The 24,166-nt window shown below is 70.3% G+C and carries 21 protein-coding genes; 8 read left to right on the top strand and 13 right to left on the bottom strand.

Annotated elements, in window-relative coordinates:
• Nucleotides 1-131 precede the first annotated feature (131 nt).
• The 3 genes from KCH87_RS16660 to KCH87_RS16650 all read right to left on the bottom strand — a co-directional run bounded on the left by KCH87_RS16660 (nt 132) and on the right by KCH87_RS16650 (nt 3,643).
• Entirely contained in the window at nt 132-1,094 is a 963-nt protein-coding gene (locus KCH87_RS16660) for an endonuclease/exonuclease/phosphatase family protein (protein WP_374199005.1), read from the bottom strand.
• A 276-nt stretch (nt 1,095-1,370) separates the two neighbouring features.
• Nucleotides 1,371-2,003, bottom strand: coding sequence for a TetR/AcrR family transcriptional regulator (locus KCH87_RS16655; RefSeq protein WP_210586874.1), 633 nt, complete (start codon nt 2,001-2,003; stop codon nt 1,371-1,373).
• A 50-nt stretch (nt 2,004-2,053) separates the two neighbouring features.
• Complete coding sequence (locus KCH87_RS16650; RefSeq protein ID WP_210586873.1) at nt 2,054-3,643, bottom strand: MFS transporter; 1,590 nt, start codon at nt 3,641-3,643, stop codon at nt 2,054-2,056.
• A 188-nt stretch (nt 3,644-3,831) separates the two neighbouring features.
• Between KCH87_RS16650 and panB the strand changes: the two genes are divergently transcribed.
• The 3 genes from panB to KCH87_RS16635 all read left to right on the top strand — a co-directional run bounded on the left by panB (nt 3,832) and on the right by KCH87_RS16635 (nt 6,683).
• Entirely contained in the window at nt 3,832-4,707 is an 876-nt protein-coding gene (panB, locus tag KCH87_RS16645; protein ID WP_210586872.1) for a 3-methyl-2-oxobutanoate hydroxymethyltransferase, read from the top strand.
• 141 nt (nt 4,708-4,848) lie between these two features.
• Nucleotides 4,849-5,865, top strand: coding sequence for an ATP-binding cassette domain-containing protein (locus KCH87_RS16640; RefSeq protein ID WP_210586871.1), 1,017 nt, complete (start codon nt 4,849-4,851; stop codon nt 5,863-5,865).
• Nucleotides 5,862-6,683, top strand: a complete 822-nt coding sequence (locus KCH87_RS16635; protein WP_210586870.1) for an ABC transporter permease — start codon at nt 5,862-5,864, stop codon at nt 6,681-6,683. The genes KCH87_RS16640 and KCH87_RS16635 overlap by 4 nt, the downstream gene beginning before the upstream one ends.
• 6 nt (nt 6,684-6,689) lie before the next feature.
• Here the strand turns inward: KCH87_RS16635 and KCH87_RS16630 are convergent, their stop codons facing one another.
• Nucleotides 6,690-9,941 carry a BTAD domain-containing putative transcriptional regulator gene (locus KCH87_RS16630; RefSeq protein ID WP_210586869.1) on the bottom strand — a complete coding sequence of 1,084 codons (3,252 nt, stop codon included), beginning with the start codon at nt 9,939-9,941 and terminating at the stop codon, nt 6,690-6,692.
• A 180-nt stretch (nt 9,942-10,121) separates the two neighbouring features.
• Between KCH87_RS16630 and KCH87_RS16625 the strand changes: the two genes are divergently transcribed.
• Complete coding sequence (locus tag KCH87_RS16625; RefSeq protein ID WP_210586868.1) at nt 10,122-10,922, top strand: site-2 protease family protein; 801 nt, start codon at nt 10,122-10,124, stop codon at nt 10,920-10,922.
• On the opposite strand, the gene KCH87_RS16620 is transcribed toward KCH87_RS16625, so the two are convergent.
• The 3 genes from KCH87_RS16620 to KCH87_RS16610 all read right to left on the bottom strand — a co-directional run bounded on the left by KCH87_RS16620 (nt 10,912) and on the right by KCH87_RS16610 (nt 13,001).
• Nucleotides 10,912-11,094, bottom strand: a complete 183-nt coding sequence (locus KCH87_RS16620) for a hypothetical protein (RefSeq protein ID WP_210586867.1) — start codon at nt 11,092-11,094, stop codon at nt 10,912-10,914. The two genes, KCH87_RS16625 and KCH87_RS16620, sit on opposite strands and share 11 nt — an antisense overlap.
• Nucleotides 11,095-11,179: 85 nt before the next feature.
• Entirely contained in the window at nt 11,180-11,896 is a 717-nt protein-coding gene (gene npdG, locus KCH87_RS16615) for an NADPH-dependent F420 reductase (protein ID WP_210586866.1), read from the bottom strand.
• A 37-nt stretch (nt 11,897-11,933) separates the two neighbouring features.
• A complete protein-coding gene (locus tag KCH87_RS16610) occupies nt 11,934-13,001 on the bottom strand; it encodes an exo-alpha-sialidase (protein WP_210586865.1) in 1,068 nt (355 codons plus the stop codon).
• Nucleotides 13,002-13,112: 111 nt separating this feature from the next.
• On the opposite strand from KCH87_RS16610, the gene KCH87_RS16605 reads away from it, so the two are divergent.
• Nucleotides 13,113-13,715 (top strand): hypothetical protein, encoded by a 603-nt coding sequence (locus KCH87_RS16605; RefSeq protein WP_210586864.1) that lies wholly within the window; start codon nt 13,113-13,115, stop codon nt 13,713-13,715.
• A 108-nt stretch (nt 13,716-13,823) separates the two neighbouring features.
• The gene (locus tag KCH87_RS16600) at nt 13,824-15,134 is read left to right on the top strand and encodes an MFS transporter (protein WP_210586863.1); all 1,311 of its coding nucleotides are present in this window, start codon (nt 13,824-13,826) and stop codon (nt 15,132-15,134) included.
• Between the two features lie 19 nt (nt 15,135-15,153).
• Here KCH87_RS16600 and KCH87_RS16595 read toward each other — a convergent pair whose 3' ends face one another.
• Nucleotides 15,154-15,387: a hypothetical protein gene (locus KCH87_RS16595; RefSeq protein WP_210586862.1), complete on the bottom strand. Its 234-nt coding sequence runs from the start codon at nt 15,385-15,387 to the stop codon at nt 15,154-15,156.
• A gap of 58 nt (nt 15,388-15,445) precedes the next feature.
• On the opposite strand from KCH87_RS16595, the gene map reads away from it, so the two are divergent.
• Nucleotides 15,446-16,303 carry a type I methionyl aminopeptidase gene (map, locus tag KCH87_RS16590; protein ID WP_210586861.1) on the top strand — a complete coding sequence of 286 codons (858 nt, stop codon included), beginning with the start codon at nt 15,446-15,448 and terminating at the stop codon, nt 16,301-16,303.
• Between the two features lie 171 nt (nt 16,304-16,474).
• A complete protein-coding gene (locus KCH87_RS16585; RefSeq protein ID WP_210586860.1) occupies nt 16,475-17,122 on the top strand; it encodes a heme oxygenase (biliverdin-producing) in 648 nt (215 codons plus the stop codon).
• Nucleotides 17,123-17,164: 42 nt separating this feature from the next.
• Here KCH87_RS16585 and KCH87_RS16580 read toward each other — a convergent pair whose 3' ends face one another.
• The 5 genes from KCH87_RS16580 to KCH87_RS16560 all read right to left on the bottom strand — a co-directional run bounded on the left by KCH87_RS16580 (nt 17,165) and on the right by KCH87_RS16560 (nt 24,027).
• A complete protein-coding gene (locus KCH87_RS16580; RefSeq protein WP_210586859.1) occupies nt 17,165-17,524 on the bottom strand; it encodes a hypothetical protein in 360 nt (119 codons plus the stop codon).
• Between the two features lie 39 nt (nt 17,525-17,563).
• Nucleotides 17,564-20,182 (bottom strand): CHAT domain-containing protein, encoded by a 2,619-nt coding sequence (locus tag KCH87_RS16575; RefSeq protein ID WP_210586858.1) that lies wholly within the window; start codon nt 20,180-20,182, stop codon nt 17,564-17,566.
• Between the two features lie 75 nt (nt 20,183-20,257).
• A complete protein-coding gene (locus tag KCH87_RS16570) occupies nt 20,258-20,902 on the bottom strand; it encodes a PhzF family phenazine biosynthesis protein (protein ID WP_210586857.1) in 645 nt (214 codons plus the stop codon).
• Nucleotides 20,903-21,153: 251 nt separating this feature from the next.
• Complete coding sequence (locus KCH87_RS16565) at nt 21,154-22,599, bottom strand: HtaA domain-containing protein (protein WP_210586856.1); 1,446 nt, start codon at nt 22,597-22,599, stop codon at nt 21,154-21,156.
• A 36-nt stretch (nt 22,600-22,635) separates the two neighbouring features.
• Entirely contained in the window at nt 22,636-24,027 is a 1,392-nt protein-coding gene (locus tag KCH87_RS16560; protein WP_210586855.1) for an HtaA domain-containing protein, read from the bottom strand.
• Between the last annotated feature and the right edge of the window lie 139 nt (nt 24,028-24,166).

Below are 24,166 nucleotides of genomic sequence, written 5' to 3'. Positions count from 1 at the left end.
TGAGCCTTTCAAGAGGAGCGGAGTTCCGTACACATTAAGTTCATGTACGGAACAAAGCCTCTCAGGGCCAGTATTCCGCGAGGTTAAGCCTCGGTTGCAGCGATCCACCGAAACCCCTCTGACAGGGCCTTTCAGGAAGCGGCTGTGTCGACCTTCACACGCGCCGCCACCGGCAGATGGTCGCTCCCCGTCTCCGGCAGCGTCCACGAGCTCATCGGCTCGACGCCCTTCACCATGATCTGGTCGATCCGCGCCATCGGGAACGACGCCGGCCAGCTGAACCCGAACCCGCTGCCCGCCGCGCCCTGCGTGGAGCGCATCTGGGCGGTGACGGCGTTCAGCGCGCGGTCGTTCATCGTGCCGTTGAGGTCGCCGAGCAGCACGGCCTTCGTCAGCTTCTCGTCGGCGATGGCCTCGCCGAGCGCGTCGGCGCTCTTGTCGCGCTGCCGGGCGGTGAACCCGGCCTCCAGCTTCACGCGCACCGACGGGAGGTGGGCGACGTACACCGCGATCTGCCCGGCGGGCGTGGTCACGGTGGCGCGCATGGCACGCGTCCAGCCCAGCTTGATGTCGACGGACTGGACACCGGTGAGCGGGTACTTGCTCCACAGCCCGACGGTGCCCTCCACCGAGTGGTACTTGTACGTCGACGCCAGCGCGTCCTCGTACGTCGGCACAGCCGCGCCGGTCAGCTCCTCCAGGGCCACCACGTCGGCGCCGGAGGCGGCCACGTCACGGGCGGTGCCGGCCGGGTCGGCGTTGTCGGCGTTGACGTTGTGCGTGGCCACCGTGAGGTCGCCGCCGGCGCCGGTCTTGTCGGTGAGCAGGCCGCCGAAGATGTTCAGCCACACGATCGCCGGAACCAGCACCGCGATCAACGCGGTCAGCGACTTCCGTACCAGCCCCAGCAGGAGCAGCACCGGGATGGCCAGTCCCAGCCAGGGCAGGAACGTCTCCGTGAGGCTGCCCAGGTTGCCGATCGCGTTCGGGATGCGCGAGTGCAGCACCATCACCAGGGCCAGCAGCAGCGCGAGTACGGCCACGACGAGGCCCCGGCGCCAGATCCGGGGGTCGCCGCGCCAGCCGGCCGTCATCCGGCCGAGCAGGCGCCGGAACCGGGGAGTCCGCGACTCGGGCCCCGAGCCGTCGCTGTCCGTCTCCGTCACGTATGCCTGCTGCGCCATACCGTCGCCTCACTACCTGCCGTGCACACCGTCCGTCCCCCGTGTCCTACAGACCCTAGGGGATTTTCGGTTCCGTTCATGCCGTCTCCTGACGGCCGTACGGGCACGAGGACGTACAAGTCGGCGCCGCCAGTTCCGGTCGCAGGTATGGAAAGCGCGCTCTGTGACGTAACGCGCACATGCGGGTTACGCGGGCGGCGAACTGACGGGCCGTACTCCTTCGAGCAGTGTGTCGACGATCTGTTCGGCGAGGCCGTCGGGGAGTTCGGCGTCCGGGCGCATGACGGCCCTGACCAGCATGGGGCCGACGATGATGTCGTGCAGCACCTCGATGTCGACGTCCGTGCGCAGCTCGCCGTTCTCCTGACCGCGGCGCAGGACTTCGCGGCCGAGCCTGCGGCGGGGGCCGATGACGGCGTTCTCGTACGCCGCCCAGATCTTCGGGCTGCTCTTCATCTGGGCGTGGACGTTGTGCAGAAGCGCGGAGGAACGGGTCATCAGCCCACGCCTGCGCAGCTGTTCGAGGAGGGCCACGAGGTCGTCGCGCATCGACACGCCGGGAAGTTCGGGATCCGGTGGCTCAGCCGTGCGCACGACGTCGACGAAGAGCTCCTCCTTGCCGCTCCAGCGACGGTAGATGGTGGCCTTGCCGACACCGGCGGTGCGGGCGATGCGCTCGATGGACAGTTCCGCGAGCGGTACGCCCTCCTCCAGGAGCTTCACGACGCCCTCGACGATGGCACGCTCCACGGCTTCGCTGCGAGGGCGGCCCCGTGCGGGGCCCTCCTGCTTGAACTGGCTCCCGCCGAGGCTGCTCACGTTGCTCCGTCCCTTCTGTGGCCTGAGGTGATTCTCCCCCGGGCACGTCCTTACTCGGCCGCCACCAACTCCTGCTGCTCCTTGCCCTCCTGCGGTGCCGTCATCTTCCCCGGCAGGAACAGGCCCACCACGACGGCTCCGATCAGCGCGACCCCCGCCCCACACAGCGCGGTGAGGTGCATGGCGTGCAGGAAGGCGTCGTTGGCGGGGGTGATGAGGGACCGGCCCTGGGGGCCGAGCTTCGCTGCGACGCCGAGCGTGGCCTCGATGGACTCGCCGGCGGTGTGGCGCAGGCCCGCGGGCAGGACGGCCAGCTTGTCCTCGATGCCCGTGCGGTAGGCCGTCGACAGGACGGAGCCGAGCACCGCGATGCCCAGGGCGCCGCCGACCTGGCGGAAGGTGTTGCTGAGGGCGGAGGCGGAGCCGGCCTTCTCGCGGGGCAGGGCCTGCATGATGACGACGCTGGTCGGGGTCATGATGTGGGCCATGCCGGTGCCCATGAAGAAGAAGATCACCTCGAGGATCCAGATCGGCGTGTCCGCCTCCAGCGTGGCGAACGCGGCCAGCATCGCGGCGATGATCAGCATCCCGGCCGTGGTCGTCGCCCTGTAGCCGAAGCGGTCCACCACCAGCCGGGCCCTCGGCGCGAAGATCAGCTGCGCGACGGCCAGCGGCAGCATCAGCAGACCGGTCTCCAGTGGCGAGTAGCCGCGCACGCTCTGGGTGTAGAAGACGGAGAAGAAGGTCACGCCCATCAGCGCGAAGAAGACCAGCGCGATGGCGGCGATCGCGGCCGAGAAGACCTTGTTCTTGAAGTACTTGACGTCGATGGACGGATGGTCGCTGCGCGCCTCGAACACGACGAAGCCGACGAGTACGGCGAGGCCCGCACCGATCGTCGCCAGCACCTGCGGGTCGGCGAAGTCGGCGAGCTGGCCGCCCTTGATGATGCCGTAGACGAGCAGGACCAGGCCCACCACCGACAGGACCACGCCGACCGGGTCGATCCGGCCGGGCTTCGGGTCGCGGGAGTCCGGGACGAGCCACACCATCAGCGCGACCGCGACGATCACGATCGGCACGTTGATGAGGAAGACCGAGCCCCACCAGAAGTGGTCCAGGAGGACACCGCCGGTGATCGGGCCGATGGCGATGGCGAGACCGACGCCGCCCGCCCAGATGCCGATGGCCTTCGGCTGCTCCTCGCGCTCGAAGACGTGCATGAGGACGGCGAGGGTGGCCGGCATGACGAAGGCGGCACCGAAGCCCATCACCGCACGGAAGGTGATCAGCTCGCCGGGCGTACCGGACGAGGCGGCGAGGGCGGATCCGATGCCGAACAGGACGAGGCCGCCGAGCAGGACCTTCTTGCGGCCCAGGCGGTCGCCGAGGAGGCCGGCCGTGAAGAGCAGACCGGCGAAGACCAGGGTGTAGGAGTTGATCGCCCACTCCAGCTCGCTCTGGGTGGCGCCCAGACCGGTCGGAGCGGGGGTCGAGATCGTCTTGATGGCGACGTTCAGGATGGAGTTGTCGAGCACCACGATCAGCAGGCTCAGCATCAGGACGCCGAGGATCGCCCAGCGGCGCCGGTGGACGGCTTCCGGTATCCGGGGAGCTTCGGGGACGGCAGGGGTAGTCATGGCGTCGAGCGTAGGGCCTTTACGATACGAGACCGTCTCGTATTGTAAATCTTTTACCCAGCTCTTACGTGCGGCACCACGCTTACGTGACGAGGGTCCTCTAGCCGTCCTCTGGCACGAGGTGCCACCATGGAGGTGATCCGGGGACGCCGTCAGGGTGCCTCGAGATGACGTAAGGAGCCGTTGCCATGACGCAGCTTTCGGCTGCCCCCACTGCACAGCAGAAACCTTCCGACGGCAGCAAGACGCTGTACGGGGGCAAGGGCACTCGCCGTATCACTGTTCGCGACCTCGCCACCGCCAAGGAGCGCGGCGAGAAGTGGCCCATGCTCACCGCGTACGACGCGATGACCGCGTCCGTCTTCGACGAGGCCGGCATCCCGGTCATGCTCGTCGGCGACTCGGCGGGCAACTGCCACCTCGGGTACGAAACGACCGTGCCCGTCACACTCGACGAGATGACCATGCTGTCGGCAGCCGTCGTACGGGGCACGTCACGCGCCCTCATCGTCGGCGACCTGCCCTTCGGGTCCTACCAGGAGGGTCCGGTGCAGGCGCTGCGCTCGGCGACCCGGCTGGTGAAGGAGGCCGGGGTCGGGGCCGTCAAGCTGGAGGGCGGCGAGCGGTCGCACCGGCAGATCGAGCTGCTGGTCGAGTCCGGGATCCCGGTGATGGCGCACATCGGCCTGACGCCGCAGTCCGTGAACGCGATGGGGTACCGCGTCCAGGGGCGCGGCGAGGAGGCCGCGCACCAGCTGCTGCGGGACGCCAAGGCCGTACAGGACGCGGGTGCGTTCGCGGTGGTGCTGGAGCTGGTGCCGGCGGAGCTGGCGGCCGAGGTGACGCGGACGCTGCACATCCCGACCGTCGGGATCGGGGCGGGGCCGGAGACGGACGCGCAGGTCCTCGTCTGGACCGACATGCTGGGGCTGACCGGCGGCCGGGTGCCGAAGTTCGTGAAGCAGTACGCCGATCTGCGTGCGGTCATGGGCAACGCCGCCAAGGCGTTCGCCGAGGACGTCGTCGGCGGAACGTTCCCGCTGGAGGAGCACTCCGTCCACTGACGTACAGAGCCACTGCGGCACCACCGAGCAGCCCCGCCGATCTTCCCCCGTCGGCGGGGCTGTGGTGTGTGAAGGGGCGCGTCGGCGAGCTGTCGGCGCCCTGTCGGTGGTTTGTCGGTGGGCCCTGGCACTGTCACTGCCATGACGCGAATCGACAAGAACGCCACAGTCGCAGTGAGCGTGCGGGGGCTGGTCAAGCACTACGGCGAGACCAAGGCGCTGGACGGCGTCGACCTGGACGTGCGCGAGGGCACCGTGATGGGTGTGCTCGGGCCGAACGGGGCCGGAAAGACCACCCTCGTACGGATTCTGTCCACCCTCATCACGCCGGACACCGGACAGGCCACCGTCGCCGGGTACGACGTCGTACGGCAGCCCCGGCAGCTGCGCCGGGTGATCGGGCTCACGGGGCAGTACGCCTCCGTGGACGAGAAGCTTCCCGGCTGGGAGAACCTGTACATGATCGGGCGGCTGCTCGACCTGCCGCGCAAGGAGGCCCGGGCCCGCGCCGACGCACTCCTGGAGCGCTTCTCGCTGACGGACGCCGCCAAGCGCCCGGTGAACACGTACTCCGGCGGTATGCGGCGCCGGCTGGACCTGGCCGCGTCGATGATCGGCCGCCCTGCCGTGCTCTTCCTCGACGAGCCCACGACCGGCCTGGACCCGCGCACCCGCAACGAGGTGTGGGTCGAGGTCAAGCGGATGGTCGGGGAGGGTGTGACCGTCCTGCTGACCACCCAGTACATGGAGGAGGCCGAGCAGCTGGCCTCCGAGCTGACGGTCGTGGACCGCGGCAAGGTGATCGCGGGAGGCGAGATCGAGGAGCTGAAGGCGAAGGTCGGCGGCCGCACGCTGCGGGTCAAGCCGGCGGACCCGCTCCAACTCCGGCCGCTCGCCCGCGACCTGGACGAGCTGGGCATCACGGGCCTCGCCACCACCACCGTCGACACCGAGGGCGGCAGCGTCCTGGTGCCGATCCTCAGCGACGAGCAGCTCACCGCCGTGACCGGCGCGGTCATCGCCCAGGGCATCACGATCAGCTCGATCACCACCGAACTGCCCAGCCTGGACGAGGTGTTCCTGTCCCTGACCGGCCACCGAGCGAGCGCCCCGCAGGACGCCGCGCCCGCCGACGCACGCGAGGAGGTCGCCGTATGAGCGCCATCGCCACCCACCCGACAGACCTGAAGGACGACGCCCGCATCCCCCTGCGGGGCCATCTGCGCCACACGGGGGCACTGGTCCGCCGCAACCTGCTGTGGATCCGGCAGGACCCCGAGTCGATGTTCGACGCGCTGCTGATGCCGGTCGTCTTCACCCTGCTGTTCGTGTTCGTCTTCGGCGGCTCGATCGGGCAGGCCCTGGGCGGCGGGCAGGACGCGTACGTGCAGTACGTGATCCCCGGCATGCTGGCGATGATGGCCATGACGATGTCCCAGGGCGTCGGCACCGGCTTCAGCCAGGACTTCAACTCCGGTGTCATGGACCGCTTCCGGTCCCTGCCGATCGGGCGCGGCTCGGTGCTGTTCGCGAAGATCTCGGTCGAGCTGGCGCGGATGCTGTTCGCGACGACCGTGCTGATGATCGTCGCCCTGCTGGTCGGTTTCGACATCACCAACTGGCCCGGACTGTTCGCGGCCGTGGGCCTGTCCGCGGTGTTCGCCTCGTCGATCATGTGGGTGTTCCTCACCCTGGGCGTGGTCCTGAAGAACGCGCAGTCCGTGCAGGCGATGGGCTTCCTGGTGCTGTTCCCGTTGCAGTTCGGCTCGTCGATCTTCACGCCGACCGACACGATGCCGGGCTGGCTCCAGGCCTTCACCGACTACAACCCGCTCTCCACGCTCGCGGACGCGGCGCGCGGACTGATGGTGGGCGGTCCGGTCGCGCACGACCTGTGGGTGACGCTGGGCTGGTCGGCGGCGATCACGGCGGTGGCGGCGCCGTACGCGATCCACAAGTTCCGCACCAAGAGCTGACCCACCTCACACCAGGGCGGCGGCCTCTTCCGGGGAGAGGCCGCCGCCCTCCGCGTACGCCGTCTGGTACTCCTCGTCGCCGAGCAGTTCGCGGAGGGGCTGCTCGGCCCGCTCGCGGCAGGTGCGCTCCAGGGTCGACCGGATGTGGCGGGGCGGCATCGCGGCGTCGGCCGCGCCGAGGCAGCGGGCGGCGTCGCGGGCACGGCGGCCGCCGTCGAGGCCCGCCAGGGCGACGGCCGCGGTGGTCAGATACGCCGAGCGCATGTGCGGCGCAATGGCCTCGGACAGTGGGTCCCGGGCATGCTCCAGCGCTCGCCGAATGTGGTCCAGGGACTCCTCGTGGCAGCCGTCGACCGCGTCCAGCCAGGCCTCCGCCCCCAGGATGAAGGCGTCGAAGACGACGAAGTGGGCGATGGCGAACTCCTCGCGCAGCAGCCGGAGGTGCTCGCGCGCCTCCGGGACGCGGTCGGTCATGCCGAGCCAGCCGGCGAGGAAGAGCCGGGCGGCGGGCATGGCCTCGTTGTGGAAGCCGTTCTGCTGGGCGACGACGTCGCGCAGGATGCGTTCGCCGCGCTCGGCCTCGCCCGCCTCCAGCAGTGCGCTGCCGAGGCGGGCGCGGAGCACGGCTGTGTGGCCGCGGGCGCCGAGCCGGTCGGCCTGCTCGATGGCCGCCTCGAAGTCCACGACGGCGAGGCGGTAGTCGCCCTCGCGTTCGCGGGCCTCGGCGCGGGCGGAGAGCGCCTCCGCGATGCCCCAGGCGTCGCCGAGGCGCCGGTAGATCTCCAGCGACTCGTCGGCGTCGCGGGCGGCGTCTCCGGCCCAGTCGGCGCGGTTGGCCAGGAGGTTGGCACGCATCTGCAGACAGCTGGCCAGCTCCCACTCGTAGCCGGGCGCGCTCCGGCAGGTACGGACGGTGGCGTCGCCGATCGTGCGCACCCGGTCCATGTCGCCGGTCATCATCACAGCGAAGAACCAGAGCAGGCCGGGGCTGCGGCAGGTCTGCGGCAGGCCGGGCTCGTAGCTCGCGGCGATGGCCCGCAGCTTCTCTTGCGCCTCGGGGGTCTGCCAGGCGTCCAACTCGGTGTCCATGCAGGCGAGATGGATCAGATGGACGCCGCGCCGTGCCTCGTCGAGGACCAGGCCCGTCCAGGGCGGCGGCACGTCCGTGCAGCGCTCCCACAGCGGGTCGGCCGTGCGCACGGGTGCGGCGAACGGGTCGGGGCCAAGGGCCATGACCTCGCGTGACCAGGTGCGGGCCTCGATACGCAGGTCGCGCATCTGCCAGTACCAGCCCAGCGACAACACCAGGCACAGCGCTTCCTGCTCGTCGTGGAGGGCGACGGCGTGGCGCAGGGCGGTGCGCAGGTTCTCGTACTCGCGCTCCAGCAGTGCGATGGCGGCGGCCTGTTCCCGGCCGCGCAGCAACGGGTCGGTGGTGCGGGCGAGTTCGCGGAAGTACGTCAGATGCGCACGTTCGGCGGCTGCCCGGTCACCCACCTCGTCGAGCCGCTCGCCCGCGTACTCGGCGACGGTCTCCAGGAGCCGGTAGCGCATCTCGCCGCCCTCGCCCGAAGGGGCCGCCACGACAAGGGACTTGTCGACGAGGGAGCCGAGCGCGTCGAGGGCGGCCGGCCCGCAGACCGCTTCGGCGGCGGCGAGGTCGCAGCCGCCGGCGAACACCGACAGCCGGCACAGGACGTCGCGTTCGTCCTCGTCGAGCAGGTCCCAGGACCAGTCGACGACGGCACGCAGGGTCTGCTGGCGGGGCAGCACGGTGCGGCTGCCGGAGGTGAGCAGCCGGAAGCGGTCGTCGAGCCGGTCGACGATCTGACGGGGCGTCAACATCCGTAGCCGGGCGGCCGCGAGCTCGATGGCGAGGGGCAGCCCGTCGAGCCGCCGGCAGATCTCGGCGGCGGCCTCGGGATCGCTCTCGATCCGGAAACCGGGCCGGGCGGCGGCCCCCCGGTCCGCGAGCAGCCGCAGCGCCACGGGCTCCGGCAGCGGCTCCACGGGCCGCAGCAACTCCCCCGGTACGCCGAGGGGTTCACGGCTGGTGGCCAGGACGGTGAGTCCCGGGCACCGCTCCAGCAGCTGCTCGACCAGCCGGGCGGCGGCCTCGACGACATGCTCGCAGTTGTCGAGGACGATCAGCATCCGGCGCCGGCCGCAGTGCTCGGTGAGACGCGTGAGGGGGTCGTCATGCCGCTCCAGGCCGGCCCGAATCTCTTCCGCCCCGGCCCCGTACAGCACGGTCTCGCGGGCGCCGACCGCGGTGAGCACGGCCTCCGGCACGGCGGCGGGGTCGTCGACGGGCGCCAGCTCGGCCAGCCACACCCCGTCCCGGGCGGCGTCCCGCGCGGCCTCGGCGGCCTCCTGCGAGAGCCGTGTCTTGCCCGCCCCGCCTGGCCCGAGCAGCGTGACGAGCCGGGCGGCGGCGAGATCCCCGCGGATGGCATCGATGTCGGCCTCCCGGCCGACGAAGGAGGTGAGGCGGGCACGGAGGTTGCCGAGCGGCCGGCCCGCGACCTGCACGGCCTCCTCGGGGTTCAGCAACTCCCCGTGCAGCGCCCGCAGTTCGACCCCGGGATCGGACCCGAGCCGGTCCGCGAGCAGTTGTCGTACGTCGTCATAGGCGGCCAGCGCTTCGGCGGCCCGCCCGGTGTCGCGCAGGGCGCGCAGACGCAGGGCCTGGAGGGGCTCGTCAAGGGGGTGGCTGTCGCACAGGGCGGTCAGCTCGGGCAGGGACTGCTCGGCCTGGCCGAGAGCGAGGGCGGCGGCGTGGCGGGCGCGGAGCGCGTCCAGCCGCCGGGTCTCGCAGCGGGCCGCCTCCGCGGTGCGGTCGGGGAGGTCGGCGAGGGCGGGGCCGCGCCACAGGGCGAGGGCGTCGTCGAGGACGACGGCCGCTTTGGCGGGGTCGCCGTCGGCGAGGGCACGCATGCCGTCGCCGACGAGCCGCTCGAATCGGTGCAGGTCGATGTCGTCGCCCGCGGCGGAGAGCCGGTACCCGCCCTCCAGGGACTCGACGGCATCCGCCCCGAGCGCCCTGCGCAGCCGCCCCACCAGCGCCTGCACCGCCCCCGTCGCATCGGCGGGCGCCTCCCCGTCCCACACCTCGTCGACCAGCAGGCTCACCGGCACGGTCCGCCCTGGCCGCAGCGCGAGCACGGTCAGCAGGGCACGAAGGCGCGCACCGCCGACCGGAACGGTGGTGCCGTCGGTGCGGAGTGCCTGAGTGGTACCGAGGATGCGATAGCGCACGGGCCCATTGTCCCTGCTGTCGCCCCGGCCCTGCCTCCGGGTTTACACGCGCATGAACCGCGAGGAGCCGAGAGGCGGGGGTTTCCACGGAACCCACAACCCATCGAGAGACGTTTCCCTCGTGGGCCCGGTACCGTCGGGCAGTCCCACCGCATTGCACATGAGTCCAGGGGGAGCCCGATGACCACCGCCACCACCCGCCGCAGTGACCGGCGGATCAGTCCCGTCTTCCTCGGGATCCTGGCCGTCACGGCGGTCACGGGATGGGCCACCTGGACCGGGTTCGCCGAGCAGCCCGGCGTGGCCGTGTTCCTGTTCGTGACGGCGGCGTGGATCGTCTCCCTGTGCCTGCACGAATACGCACACGCGCGCACCGCGCTGCACAGCGGCGACATCTCGGTCGGCTCGAAGGGCTATCTCACCCTCAACCCGCTGAAGTACACACACGCCCTGCTCAGCATCGTGCTGCCCGTGCTGTTCGTGATCATGGGCGGGATCGGGCTCCCCGGCGGTGCCGTCTTCATCGAGCGCGGCCGGATCCGGGGCCGCTGGCGGCACAGCCTCATCTCCGCGGCCGGTCCGCTGACGAACGTCCTCTTCGCCGCCGTCTGCACCGCACCCTTCTGGCTCGACGCGCTCGACGGCGTACCGCGCGACTTCCAGTACGCCCTCGCGTTCCTGGCGCTGCTCCAGGTCACGGCCGCGATCCTGAACTTCCTGCCGGTGCCCGGTCTGGACGGCTACGGGGTCATCGAGCCCTGGCTGTCGCACAACGTCAAGCGCCAGGTGGAGCCGTTCGCGCCGTTCGGCCTGCTGTTCGTGTTCGCGCTGCTGTGGGTGCCGTCGATCAACAGCGTGTTCTTCGACGCCGTGGACTCGATCCTGTCCGCCATGGGGATCACCGACTTCGAGACCTACTGCGGTCAGGACCTGTACCGCTTCTGGCAGGGCGCGAACGAGTACTGCCAGGTCAGCCCCTGACGGAGTCCCGGCCGACCTTGCCGCGCTTGATGTAGTACCAGGTCATGTTGGAGGACAGCCCGGCCAGCAGCACCCACACGACACCCAGCCAGCTGCCCTGCACGAAGGAGACGACGGCCGCGGCGACGGCGAGGATGCAGACGGCGAGGGCGTACAGGGCAAGGCGGGGCATGGGGTCGGCTCCTGTGAAGAGAATCAGGGGGACACTGCGGATGGACCGGCGGATGGACTGACGGCCTCCAGTGTCCCCCATCGGCTCATACGTCCGTGATGCGGAGCCCCGCGTGTGCCTTGTACCGGCGGTTCACGGAGATCAGATTCGCCACCAGCGACTCGACCTGATGGGCGTTGCGCAGCCGCCCGGCGAAGATGCCGCGCATGCCCGGGATACGCCCGGCGAGCGCCTGCACGACCTCCACATCGGCCCGCTCCTCCCCCAGCACCATCACATCGGTGTCGATCTCCTGGATCTCCGGGTCCTCCAGCAGCACCGCCGACAGATGATGGAAGGCAGCGGTCACCCGCGAGTCCGGCAGCAGGGCGGCGGCCTGCTCGGCGGCGCTGCCCTCCTCCGGCTTCAGCGCGTAGGCGCCCTTCTTGTCGAAACCGAGCGGATTGACGCAGTCGACGACAAGCTTGCCCGCAAGCTCCTCCCGCAAGGATTCGAGCGTCTTGCCATGCCCCTCCCAGGGCACGGCGACGATCACCACATCACTGCGGCGCGCCGTCTCGGCGTTGTCGGCGCCCTCGACGCCATGTCCCAGTTCCTCAGCGGCGGCCTGCGCGCGCTCGGCGGCCCGCGAGCCGATGATCACCTTCTGGCCGGACCGGGCCAGCCGGTAGGCGAGGCCCTTGCCCTGCGGCCCGGTCCCGCCGAGCACACCGACGACGAGACCGGAGACGTCGGGCAGGTCCCAGGGGTCCTTGGCGGGGGCCTTCGCGGGCTTCTGTGCAGCACTGTCGGTAGAGGTCATGGGCCGACTTTACGTCCGCCCCCACGGCCCCACCGGGTCAGGTGAGCTCCGTCACAGGGACGCGCCGGAAGCTGATCGTCTCGTACGGGCCGAAGTCGCCCGTCTCGTAGAGGAGTCCGACGGTGGCCGCGTCGACGCGGACGAGGTCGGAGTACCCGGCCGGCAGACCGTCGACCGTGAACACCGGCCGCCAGGTGGTACCGCCGTCGACGGAGGCACGCACGGTCATCAGGGCGCGGCCGTTGGCGGGACCGGAGTACAGGAGCAGATCGGGGTCGCGGATCTGGAGGACGCTCGCCTCGCAGACGGGGGCGGTCAGGCCGGCCTGCGGGCGGAACGGCTTCACCAGAGTCCGGCCGCCGTCCTCGGAGTGGGCGTCGGCACGCTTGCCGGGAGACCGCGAGTCGGTGCGGGTGTTGAAGTAGACGCGCCCGTCCGGGAGTTCGGCGGCGGTGGTCTCGTTGGCGTTGATGTAGTCGCTCGCGCTGTCGTCGACGTAACCGAGGTACCAGTTCTCGCCCCGGTCGTCACTCAGCAAACAGTGGCCGCCGTTGTACTGCGGCTCGTTGCCGAGGTCGGTGCCGGTGGGTGGCACGGTGTGGTTGGCGGGGACGACGACCCGGCCGGTGCTCAGCTGGAGGGCGTGGCCGGGGGTGGTGGCGTACCAGCGCCAGCCCGGCTCCTTGACCTGCTGGGTGATCTCCCGGGGCTCGGACCACGTCACCCCCTCGTCATCACTGTGCTGCACCCACACCCGGCGCCCGTCCACGTCCTTCACCTCGCCGCGCACGATCGCGGCCTCGGTGGCACCGGCGGCGTTGCGGACCTGGACGAGCAGGACGCGGCCGGTGTCGAGGACGACGGGGGCGGGGTTGCCGGCGAGGTCGGTGCCGTTGTGGGCGACGACCTGCAACGCCCCCCAGGTGCGACCGCCGTCCGTGGAGCGTTTCAGGACGATGTCGATATGGCCGTGGTCGCTCGCGGACTCGACGCGGCCCTCGCAGAAGGCGAGGAGGGCGCCGGAGGCGGTGGCGACGACCGCCGGGATCCGGTAGCTGGCGTAGCCGTCGTCGCCGGCGCGGAAGGGGACGCTGGTGTCTGTCATCGGCGGACTCCTCATGAATTGTGCTGTGCTGACCCCGCCCTCTGCCCATGATGGGCGAATTCGCGGTGAACTCCACATCACGAGTGGCGGGTTGCGGCAGGATGCCGTCGCATGGATGCCGTACGTGTCGCGCTGCTGCGCGAAGTGCTCGCCGGGACCGAGTGGTTGGGAGCCACGCGCCGCTTCGCGGGGGTGCTGCGGGGCTCGGTGGTGTCGCACGGCGGCGGCCTGCTCCTGGTGGGCACACCCACGTACGAGCCGTGGCATCTGGCCGCCCATCTGGTGGACGAGGCGGCCTGGTCGGGGACGCCGGAGCTGTCGCCGACTCTCGTACGACATGACGCGCGTCCCTCGGATCCGGCGCACCTGGCGGTGGGGCTGGGGCGGCTGGCGGCGGCCCGGCGTGGAGAGACGCTGCTGGTGGTCTCGGCAGGGGGTGCCTCTCCTCCCCTGCTCGAACGGGTGCACGATGCTCGGCGGGCCGGGGTGACGGTGCTCAGCCTTGCTGCCGGCGAGGGGGAGTTGGCGACGATGGCACATGAAGGGCTGGCCGTGCCGGACGCGGCTGAGCTGGACCTGGATACCGTGCAGCACCTTGTCAGCGCGGCGGCCGGAGAGAACTCATTGCCCGTTCCGAGAGGGCGGCGGCGTTTCCGGGACAGGTTGTCGCGGCTGGCGGACGAGTTGACCGCACCGCCCCCCACCCCTTGGTAATACATTTCCCACCCACCCACCCGTCTCGGTCGGTTGGCTGCCTTCGGCAGGCAGGTACGGCGAAAAGCAGTTGCCCCTGCTCCCGCCCCCGCCCGAACATGACTCCCCGTGACCGACGATCCCGCCCCCAGCCCCCCGTCCGGCCTCCGGGCCCTGCTCCCCGATCTCGCTCCCTGGCGGGCCTCCCGTGACTTCCGGCGGCTGTGGTGGTCGGGGCTGATCTCGAACTTCGGGAGTTTTCTGACGTTCGTGGCGCTGCCGGTACAGCTGAAGGAGCTGACCGGATCGGCGGCAGCGGTGGGCGCGATCGGAGCGGTGGAACTCATACCGCTGCTGGTCTTCGGGCTGTACGGCGGGGCACTCGCGGACGCCTGGGACAAGCGCAAGCTGATCCTCTGGACGGAGGCCGGCCAGGGCCTGCTCACCGCGGCCCTGCTGATCAACGCACTCCTCCCGCACCCCACCATCTGGCCCCTCTACGTCGTCGCCGCCCTGTCCTCCGCCCTGTTCTCCGTGCAGCGGCCCGCGCTCGACTCACTCTGGCCCCGGATCGTGGCCCATGAGCATCTGCCGGCGGCGGCCTCGCTGAACGCGTTCCGCTGGACGCTCGGCGGGGTCGCGGGCCCGGCGCTGGCGGGTGTGGTCGTGGCGTACGCGGGCCTGGGCTGGGCGTACGGCGCCGACCTGGCCACCTTCGCCGTCTCCGCCGTACTGATGATCCGTATCGCCTCCTCCCCCGCCTCCCACGAGGCGGCGAAACCGTCCCTGAAGGCCATCGCCGAGGGCGCCCGGTACGCGTGGAGCCGCAAGGAACTCCTCGGCACCTACGCCGTCGACCTCGCCGCGATGTTCCTGGCGATGCCGCTGGCCGTACTGCCGTTCCTCGCGGACGAGCTGGACGCGGAGTGGGCGCTGGGCCTGATGTACGCGACGGTCCCGCTCGGCGCGATGCTGGTGAGCGCGACGAGCGGCTGGACGGCCCGCATCCACCGCCACGGCCGCATGGTGGTGGTGTCGGCAGCCTTCTGGGGCCTGGCGATCGCGGCCGCCGGCGTCGTCGGCAACGTATGGCTCGTGCTGCTGTTCCTGACCGTGGCCGGCGGCTGCGACATGGTCAGCGGGATCTTCCGCGCGGCCATGTGGAACCAGACGATCCCGGACGAGCTGCGCGGCAGGCTCGCCGGGATCGAACTGCTGTCGTACTCGGTGGGACCGACCGTGGGCCAGGTCCGCTCGGGCGGCTTCGCCGCACTGTGGGGCGTACGGGCGTCGGTCTGGTCGGGCGGCCTGCTGTGTGCCGGCGCGGTAGGACTCCTGGCAGTGTGCCTGCCGAAGCTGATGAAGTACGACGAGCGCACCAACGAGCACGCGGTACGGCAGCGCAAACAGCGCGCCACGGCCACACCGGCGAAGGCCTAATCAGCCATCGTCATCGTCATCAGTCATCGTCGGTTTTGCCGCCCGCCGAGGCATCGTGCCACCGGGGGTCGTTCTCCCACTCCAGATTCCGCTCGCGGGCGGTCTCCATCGCGTGCTCGGCCTCCGCGCGGGTGGCGTACGGCCCGAAGCGGTCCTTGGCGGGACACTCCGGCCCCTCCTCCACCTTCTTGTGCTCCAGGCAGTAGTACCACTCGCCCGGCTTCCCGACGGTCCGCTTCTTGAACAGGGCCATGACCGGCTCCTTTCACCACAGACATGTTCCCCCATGCCCGCCGTCTAGACTCGCTGGCATGTCTGGCCAGTCGCTGCTCGTACCAGGGGAGCTGTCTCCCACCCGTCCCGTGCCCGGGAACATCCGTCGTCCCGAGTACGTCGGCAAGCCCGCGCCGACGCCGTACACCGGTCCGGAGGTGCAGACGCCCGAGACGATCGAGGCGATGCGCGTAGCCGGCCGCATCGCGGCGCAAGCGATGGCGGAGGCGGCCAAGCTGATCGCCCCCGGGGTGACCACGGACGAGTTGGACAAGGCGGCGCACGACTACATGTGCGACCACGGCGCCTACCCGTCGACGCTCGGCTACCGAGGCTTCCCGAAGTCCCTGTGCACCAGCCTCAACGAGGTCATCTGCCACGGCATCCCCGACTCCACCGTCCTGCGCGACGGCGACATCATCAATCTCGATGTGACGGCGTACATCGGCGGGGTGCACGGCGACAACAACGCGACGTACCTGGTGGGCGAGGTGGACGAGGAGAGCCGCCTCCTCGTGGACCGCACCCGCGAGTCCCTGACCCGAGCGATCAAGGCGGTGAAGCCGGGCCGCCAGATCAACATCATCGGCAGGGTCATCGAGTCCTACGCGAAACGGTTCGGCTACGGAGTGGTCCGGGACTTCACGGGCCACGGCATCAACTCGTCCTTCCACTCGGGCCTGATCATCCCGCACTACGACAGCCCGCACGCAACCTCCACCATCCAGCCCGGCATGACCTTCACGATCGAGCCGATGCTGACACTGGGAACCCACGAGTACGACATGTGGGACGACGGCTGGACGGTCGTCACGAAGGACCGCAGGCGGACGGCCCAGTTCGAGCACACGCTGGTGGCGACGGAGACCGGAGCGGAGATCCTGACGCTCCCGTAACCACCCACCGCCCCGCAAGCCCGCCCTCTTTCTCCAGGAGGGCGGGCTTTCGTATGGGTGCCCGACCGAAGCTGCGGGTATCCTTTTACCGACAGGACGTCGGCAAGTTTCCCGACAGGGGGTCGGGAAGTGGTTGACTTAGGTAAGCCTAACCATAGAAAATCTGGGTTCATGGACTCCTTCTCGACACTCATCCGCACCGCGTCCCACGAACAGCACGTGGAGGCAGAGACCTCGACGTTCATGAGCGACCTGCTCGGCGGAAAGCTCGGCGTCGACGCGTACACGCGCTACACCGAGCAGTTGTGGTTCGTGTACGAGGCACTGGAGACCGGTGCCGGGCGGCTGGCGTCGGATCCGGTGGCCGGCCCCTTCATCCAGCCGGAACTCTTCCGGCTGCCGGCGCTGGAACGGGACCTGGAGCACCTGCGCGGCCCCGACTGGCGCGCGACCCTCACCGCGCTCCCGGCCACCCGCAGCTACGCGACCCGTATCGCCGAGTGCGCCGACGCCTGGCCGGCGGGCTACATCGCCCACCACTACACCCGCTACCTCGGCGACCTCTCCGGCGGCCAGATCATCCGCGACAAGGCGGAGCGGACCTGGGGCTTCGCGAGGAAGGGCGACGGGGTCCGCTTCTACGTGTTCGAGGAGATCGCCAACCCGGCGGCGTTCAAGCGGGGTTACCGAGAGCTGCTGGACCAGGTCCACGCGGACGACCTCGAAAAGCAGCGCATCATCGGGGAGTGCAAGAGGGCATTCGCACTCAACACGGCGGTCTTCCGGGCCTTGGGCGAGGAGTTCCCGCTGTCGGCGTGAGCGAGGACATCACGGCGCACCCCCCGCCCCGCGCCCCCGCCCCTAGGCTCCCCTGCCCTCCTCTTCGTCACCTTCCTCGTCTCCCTCGGTCTCCGGTTCGAGGAGGCGTCGCAGCTCCTCCACCGTGGCCACGGTGACGGCCACGGTGGAGCCGTCCGCGTTGCCCGCCAGGACGCCAGGAGCCGAGCGACGCGACCGCCAGGTGTCGCGCAGGGCGATCAGCGCCTGCAGAAGGGCGGCGGCATTACCGACGACGGCGAGGACCGTCACCGGGTCGACTGTCCTGACATCGGGCCACCGCTCCGCCGTCGCGCCGGGAACCGCGTCGAAGACCTCTTCGACGGCACGCACCGCGTCCGGTTCCTGGGTGTCGATGCGCACCTCGATCGTGACCTGTTCCATCCGCGTCCCCCTTCTCGGCCGGCGTCCCGCGCTTACCGCTCACGGTATGCCCAGATACGAGAACGCGGCCCAGTCCTCGATTCCGTTGCCCTGCCGGGCCAGTTCACGTTGCGCCGAGGTGACGGCCAGCCGCCCCGAGACGCCGGTGCCGTCGGCCAGCGACCTGTGGACGAGGTCCGTGAACCGCTCCGCCGCCAGCTCCTGCCCCACCTCTGCGGCGGTCTTCACCGCCCAGCGGCTGGCGATCACGCCCCGCGCGCCCATCCTCAGCAGACCACCGGTGAGCCCTGTGCAGTCGCTGGTCATCCCGTACGACGTCAGTCCCGACTCGCAGGCGGCCAGCGTGACCACCGGAGCACGCGTGAAGGAGCGTCCCATAAGGTCAGCGGCCGTGAGCCGGCGGGCGTCCCGGCCCTGGTCGTTGGTGAGATAGAGCGCGGACTCCAGGGGGCGCAGCAGATCGTAGGAACCGTGGCAGGCGAAGTGGACGACGTCGTAGTCGCCGGCCAGGGCGTCGAGGACGTCCTTCTTGTGGTGTTCGGCGCCATCCAGGACATCGAGCCGGTTCCCCCACAGCTCGGCCAACCGCTCCGCCTCCCACCGCGCGCCGGGCAGTCCTTCACCACCGTGCACCACGGCCAGCGCCCGAGAGACATGTCCAGGTCCGTCGTGGCGAGCCCGAAGCATGGCTCCGAGCTGGAGTGACGGGAGGTAGAACACCTCGAACTCGTCGCCGAGCACGCCGGTTTCGGAGGTCGGCACCGCCTCGTACGGGAGGTGGCTGAGCAGGCCCGGCGCGCTGATGGCCAGTCCATGGGCGCCCCAAGCGCGCAGAGTGGGCAGCAGCTGATCGAAGAGGACCGCGCGGGCCATGGCGCAAGCGACCGCCAGACGCCGCTCGCGGAACACGCCGTGTTCCAGGTTGATCCCCTGCGTCATGTGCATGAACTCCCGCTCGCGCACCGGCCATTGGAGACCCCGAACCTCCCATCGGTCCGTGCCGTCCGGCATGGCGAGCACGGCGGTCACCTCACCCGCCGCTCCGGACAACGCACAGTACGCCGTGGTCCGCGGCCACCCCGCGCGGTGCAGGGCGGCGAGCGCCTGTGCGGTGGGTCCCTGCTCACCCCCGCTCGAGTCCGGGCCCGGACGAACTCCGCTGCCGGGGCCGCCGAACAGGCGCGTGAGCTCGGCCTCGAACCGCTGCCGCGCATCGGTCTCGCCCTGATGCCCGAACCTCACCGTCGCCGCGCGCACCCTCTCCACGGCCGCCAGCGCGGCACGCGGCCGACCACACTTCACCTCGACACGGGTCAGCAGGGCAAAGGTATGTCCGTACTGACGGCCGAGCTGTCCCAGGCTCGTCTCGTCGTCGGCGCGTATCAGCGCGTCCTCGGCGGCCTGGGCCGCACGCTGCTGGAAGTCCAGCGCCCCGGCCAGGTCGCCGGTCCTCTCGCGGTACTCCGCGACGCTCGACAGCAACGAGTTCTGTTCCCAGAGGGGCAGGTTCTCCAGCTCCGGCAGGCTGGCCGAAAGGTCGTCCAGGACCTGCCCTGGCGGTGTGCCGGCCCGGTCCGCCGACCGGTGGACGACCTCGGCCCGAGAGCGCCGTGCCGCGATCCGCATGTCCTCAGGAAGGACAGGCTCGGCGACAACCTGGTCCAACAGGTCGAGCGCCGCAGCAAGGGTGGCCGCCGACGCGGCTCCCGCCTTGAGGAGATCGGCGAGGACGTGCCGCACCCGGGCGATCTGCAGGCGCAGCGAGTCGTCGAGTTCGGCATCTGCGGTGGCCTGGAGCGACTCGTAGGAGGCGATCGCCCGGCGGGCGGCGTCGGTGCCGATGCTCCGGTAGTGCTCCGGGCCACCGTAGAAGTGCAGCTCGGGCTGTTGGCGGGCCAACAGGCTGTAGGCGGCCATGGCCACGTTGTGCAGCAGCAGGCCCCGCTCGAAGGGATCCGGCGAGGCTTCGCCGATCTCCCCGAGCACCTCCACGGCGGCGGTTCCCGCCGTGAGTTCACCGGTCTGCCGGTAGTACTCGCGCAGCATCAGACCGTGGAGGTTGGTCAGGATCCAGACCCGTGCCGGGTCGTGTTCGCCCGTGGTCCGCAGCCGGTTCAGGAAGAGGATCGCCGGCACCAGATACTGGTCCGGGTTGGACAGCATGCCGATGTATTCGAGCTGTTCGTGTACGAGTTCGGCGTCGGCGTCCGCGTCATGGCCCCACTCGTGAGCCCGTGGCTCGGCGCCGAGGGGGGTGAGCTCGTGGAAGCGGGCCGGCATTGGCGGCCGCAGCCAGGTCGAGAGGGCGAGGTAGTGCCGGGAGTGGCACTGCGGGCACACCACCGGGTCGAAGCCGGTCACCCGCACGTTCCACTGCCGGCCGCAGTCGTGACAGAGGGCCTCCTGATCGAACCGGTGCACCACCAGCCTCAGCGTCCCCCTGTCACCCGACGGGCAGTCTCTGCCGCCGTAGACGGTCGGATCGCCCAGGTTCAGTGTCTGGTTCAGGCGGAATTCGCGGCGGCAGTGGGCGCACGCGAAGTAGATCTGAGCGTCGTACGACAGACACGGGAAGATGTCCTCGCGGCGGTATTCCGCCGGAAGTTGACTGCTGTAGTGGTCGCTCGACACGAAGCCTCCCGGCGCGAAGCGACGCATGCCGGAAGGCCCGTCCTCACGCAGGGCAAGGCTAGGGACGGAATCGCCGCTTCAGCAGGTCGGCGGGCACCGGAACTAGCGTTCCAGGAACACCCGTCCCCCGACCTCCACCCAGCCGCCCGGCTGCGGAGCCGTCAGGATCTGGGAGCCCGCGCCCTGGCTGATGTTGAGGGCCCGGCCCAGCAGGCGCGTGAGCAGAAGGGCCGCCGCGCCTGTCGCCTCGTCCTCGTCGATGCCGTCGGCGCGGCCGGGGAAGCCACGGGCGCGGACACGGCCGGCGGCCTCGTCCTCCCAGGCCCAGGCGTACACCCACTCGCCGGGTGGCGGCACCGGCAGGTCCTCGACCTCGGCGGCCGTGGCGTACTGACGCAGGGTGCGCGGCGGCGCCCACTCCGGCCGCGCTTCGATCCAGCTGAACTCACCGTCCAGACGGGCCCCGACCACCCCGGCCGGGGTGACGAGTTCGGGGACGTCGAGGAGCCAGGCCGTGCCGACGCAAGGGTGCCCGGCGAACGGCAGCCGAACGCTGGGCGTGTAGATGTCGACGACCCCCCGCTCGGGATCATCCACGAACACGATCTCGCTGAACCCGAGTTTCGCCGCGAAGGCCTGCCGCTCGTCCCGCTCGGGCATCGCCGAACCCTCGCGGACGACGCCGAGTTCGTTGCCGTACCCGCCCCCTGCACCGCAGAACACACGCAGCACGTCGTAATCAGTCACCCCGGCATTGAAACACCACTCGGCGGCGGGGGCGGGCCGGTGCACGGACCCGCAGTCGTCCGCGGCGAGAAGGGGACGTGGTGGGGGTGTCCGCCCGCAGCGGTTGGCGCGTCAACACGGGCGAGTTGGTAAGAGACCGATTCCGCGCCGTTCCGAGGACGGACACCCCCACCACGTCCCCGACCCCCACAAACCGAAAGGCGCAACGCGCACCCCCACAAACCCGCACCCCCGCCGGGAGGCACCCGGCACTACTCAGCCGCACGCCGCCGACGGACCGAGAACACCACACCCGCACCCGCCGCCACAGCCACCGCGGCAGCGGTACCCAGCGCACCGACCGGCACGTCCGAGCCGGTCGAGGCGAGGCCGCCCGTTACACCGCCGGTCGTGGAACCCGCCGTACCGCCGGAGGCACCCGTGCCCGTGGAGGCCGAGGGCTCACCGGTCGGGAGTTCCGCGTCGTCCGTCAGAGCCACCGAGAGGTCCACCGGATCGAGTTCCGTGCCCTCCGTGTAAAAGCCGGCGAAGGCGTCCGCCCCCTCGGCGGTGAGCTTCGCGGTGACGTCCGACAAGGTGATGACGTCGTTCTTCGCCACCAACTCCCCGCCGCCCGCCGTCAGATCGGCCAGAACCACGTCCTCGGACTTCTCGCCCAGGCTGGTGACGTCCGCCGTGAGTTCGCCCGTGCCGTCCTCCACCGTCACCTTGACGTCAGCCAGGGTGAGGTCGAGCCCGTACGTGCCGTTCTCCTCGTGACCCTTGAAGTTCACCGAGCCCTCAAAAGCAGCGCTCAGCGCATCGGCGTCCGCGTCATACGTCCCCGTGGCGTCGACGAACGTGAACACCCCGTTGCCCGCGGCCTGCGTCGCACCCCCCGACGCCGTGATCTCCCCGTTCGCCACGCTGCCCACCACGTACGTACGGAACGACTCCTTCACACCCCAGCCGAGCGTGCCGTCGACGACCTCGCCCTCCGTCGCGGGCTCGGAAGCGGTCACCGAGGGGCTCGCGCTGCCGGACGGCGATGTCGACACGGTCGGGGACACGGACTGCGAGGGCGACTGGGACGGCGACGTGCTCTCGCTCGGCGACGGAGAGGGAGACGTGGTCGGTGACGGGCTCGCCGTCTTCACCACCGACAACGGATCACCCGCCGCGTTCTCGTAACTCGCGCTGCCGAAGACGTCCGCCGCCTCCTTCGTGAGCGTGGTCGCCATGTCCGTCATGGCCTGCGTGACGGTGACCTTGGCGAGCGGCACGTCGTCCGTAGTCGCCCCGCTCTTCGTCACGTCGGCGGTGATCTCGGCGGCCGCGCTGTCGAACTTGACGTCGGACAGGCCGATCTCGAAACCATGCAGCGCGGACTTGATGTTCAGGCTGCCCTTGAAGGCAAGATCCACCGTGTGAGCGGTGGAGTCGTAGGTGCCCACGCCGTCCACGAAAGTGAACGCGCCATTGTCCGCCGCCTGCGACGCCCCGTCCGACGCCGTGAAGCTGCCGGCCGCCATGCCGGTCACGTACGAGCGGTACGACTGCTTGATGCCCCAGGTCAACTCATATCCGCTCAGGGGCACTTCGGCAGCAGAGGCGGCGGTCGCGCCGACGGTGGCGAGGGCGGTGGCACCCATCGCGGCGGCCGTGGCAACGGCAGCGGCGAGGGTACGGCGGCGCGGTCTACTGATCGTCGAGGTCATGTCCGTGGTTCTCCTTGCTCAGATGGGTAGGGGGATTCAGTCGCCGTCCGAGGCGGAGCCCGTACGGCGCTTACGGACCACGACGAGCGCAGCCACAACGACCAGCAGCGAACCGACGGCCAGCCCGATCGGCAGGCCCACTGAGCCACCGTCCGACGAACTCGCGACGGGCTCGGCCGAACCCGGCGACGCGGATTCGGCCTCCGCAGTCACGCTCGCCGTAGGCGTACTGCCCAGATCAGGCAGTGCCGGCAGCGCGGCGTCCGAGGTGAGGGCGACGGCGAGCGAGACGGGGTCCATCTCCGTGCCCGCCTGATACATCGAGCCGAAGGCCTTCGCACCCCGGCCGGTGAGCTTCGCCGGCGCCTCGGTCACGGCGACGAGACCACCCTTCGCCTTCAGCCCCTTCGCGGCGAAGGTGACCAGCGGAACCTTCTTCGCGGAGTACTCCGCACTCGCCACGTCGGCGTACAGCGTGCCCTTGCCGTCATCGACAACAACACGGACTCCACTCAGCTTCAGATCGAGACCGTGCGCCCCCGTGAAGCGCAGCGCACCCTCGAACTCGGCGTCCAAATCACCGCTCTTGTACGCCCCTTCGCCACCCCCGAAGCGGAAGATCGCGCCCCCGTCCTCGGCCCCGTCGGACAGCGTCCACTTGCCCTTGGCGATACCGCCGGTGACGTACTCCCGGAAGGTCCGGCGCACCCCCCAGTCCACGGCACCGTCCGCGAGGGCACCGTCCGCCTCCGAGGAGTTGGACGCACTCGGCGTAGCCGAACCGGAACCCGCACCCCCACCAGAACCCCCCGCCGCCACATCCGCGGACAGACTCACCGGATCCAGCGCGGTCCCCGCCGTGTAGTACCCGGCAAAGGACTCGGCCCCCTCCGAAGTAAGCGTGGCGGGAAGGTTGTTGAGCACAACGGAACTGCCCCCGCCCCTCATGTCGATCCCCCCGAGGGCGAGGGAGGCGAAGGGCACCTGACTGGACGTCGTGACCGTCCCGGTGCCCTTCGCCTTGCTGGTGACGTCCACGTACAGCGTCCCGGTGGACCCGGAGACGCGGACGGTGGGCCGGCTGATGGTGAGGTCGAGCTGATACGCCCCGGCGTCCGTCTTGTGTCCGACGAAGTGGACCCCGCCGGAGAAGGACGCGGCGAATGCGCCGGTGTCGCCGTCGTACGTGCCGGCGGCCGAGTGGAACCGGAACTGGCTGTCGCCGACGGTCGCCGCGCCACCGGTGAGTGAGTAACTTCCGTTGGCGATAGGCCCGGTGACATAGCTCTGGAAGGACGACTTGATGCCCCAGTCCAGCCGGCCGCCCTGCACCTCACGGGCCGCGGCCTGCGCGACGGCCGCCGGAAGCAGCGCCCCGAGGACGGCTGCGCACAACACGGTGACCAGGGCACGAAGGCGCGCGGGCATGAGGAGTCCTCCGGATACGACTGCCGGTAGCGGGCGAAGGTAAGGCTAACCTAAGCTTTGCTGACCGAAAACGACAGTGAGCCAAGAGGAACGGACGACACGGTGCGACGCATGCGCGTCCCGATCGAGGACAAGGGCG

This window comes from Streptomyces sp. GESEQ-35 (assembly GCF_017948485.1).
GTDB lineage: Bacteria > Actinomycetota > Actinomycetes > Streptomycetales > Streptomycetaceae > Streptomyces.
Note: the sequence above shows the minus strand (reverse complement) of the source record. Positions and strands in the feature narration are given on the sequence as shown.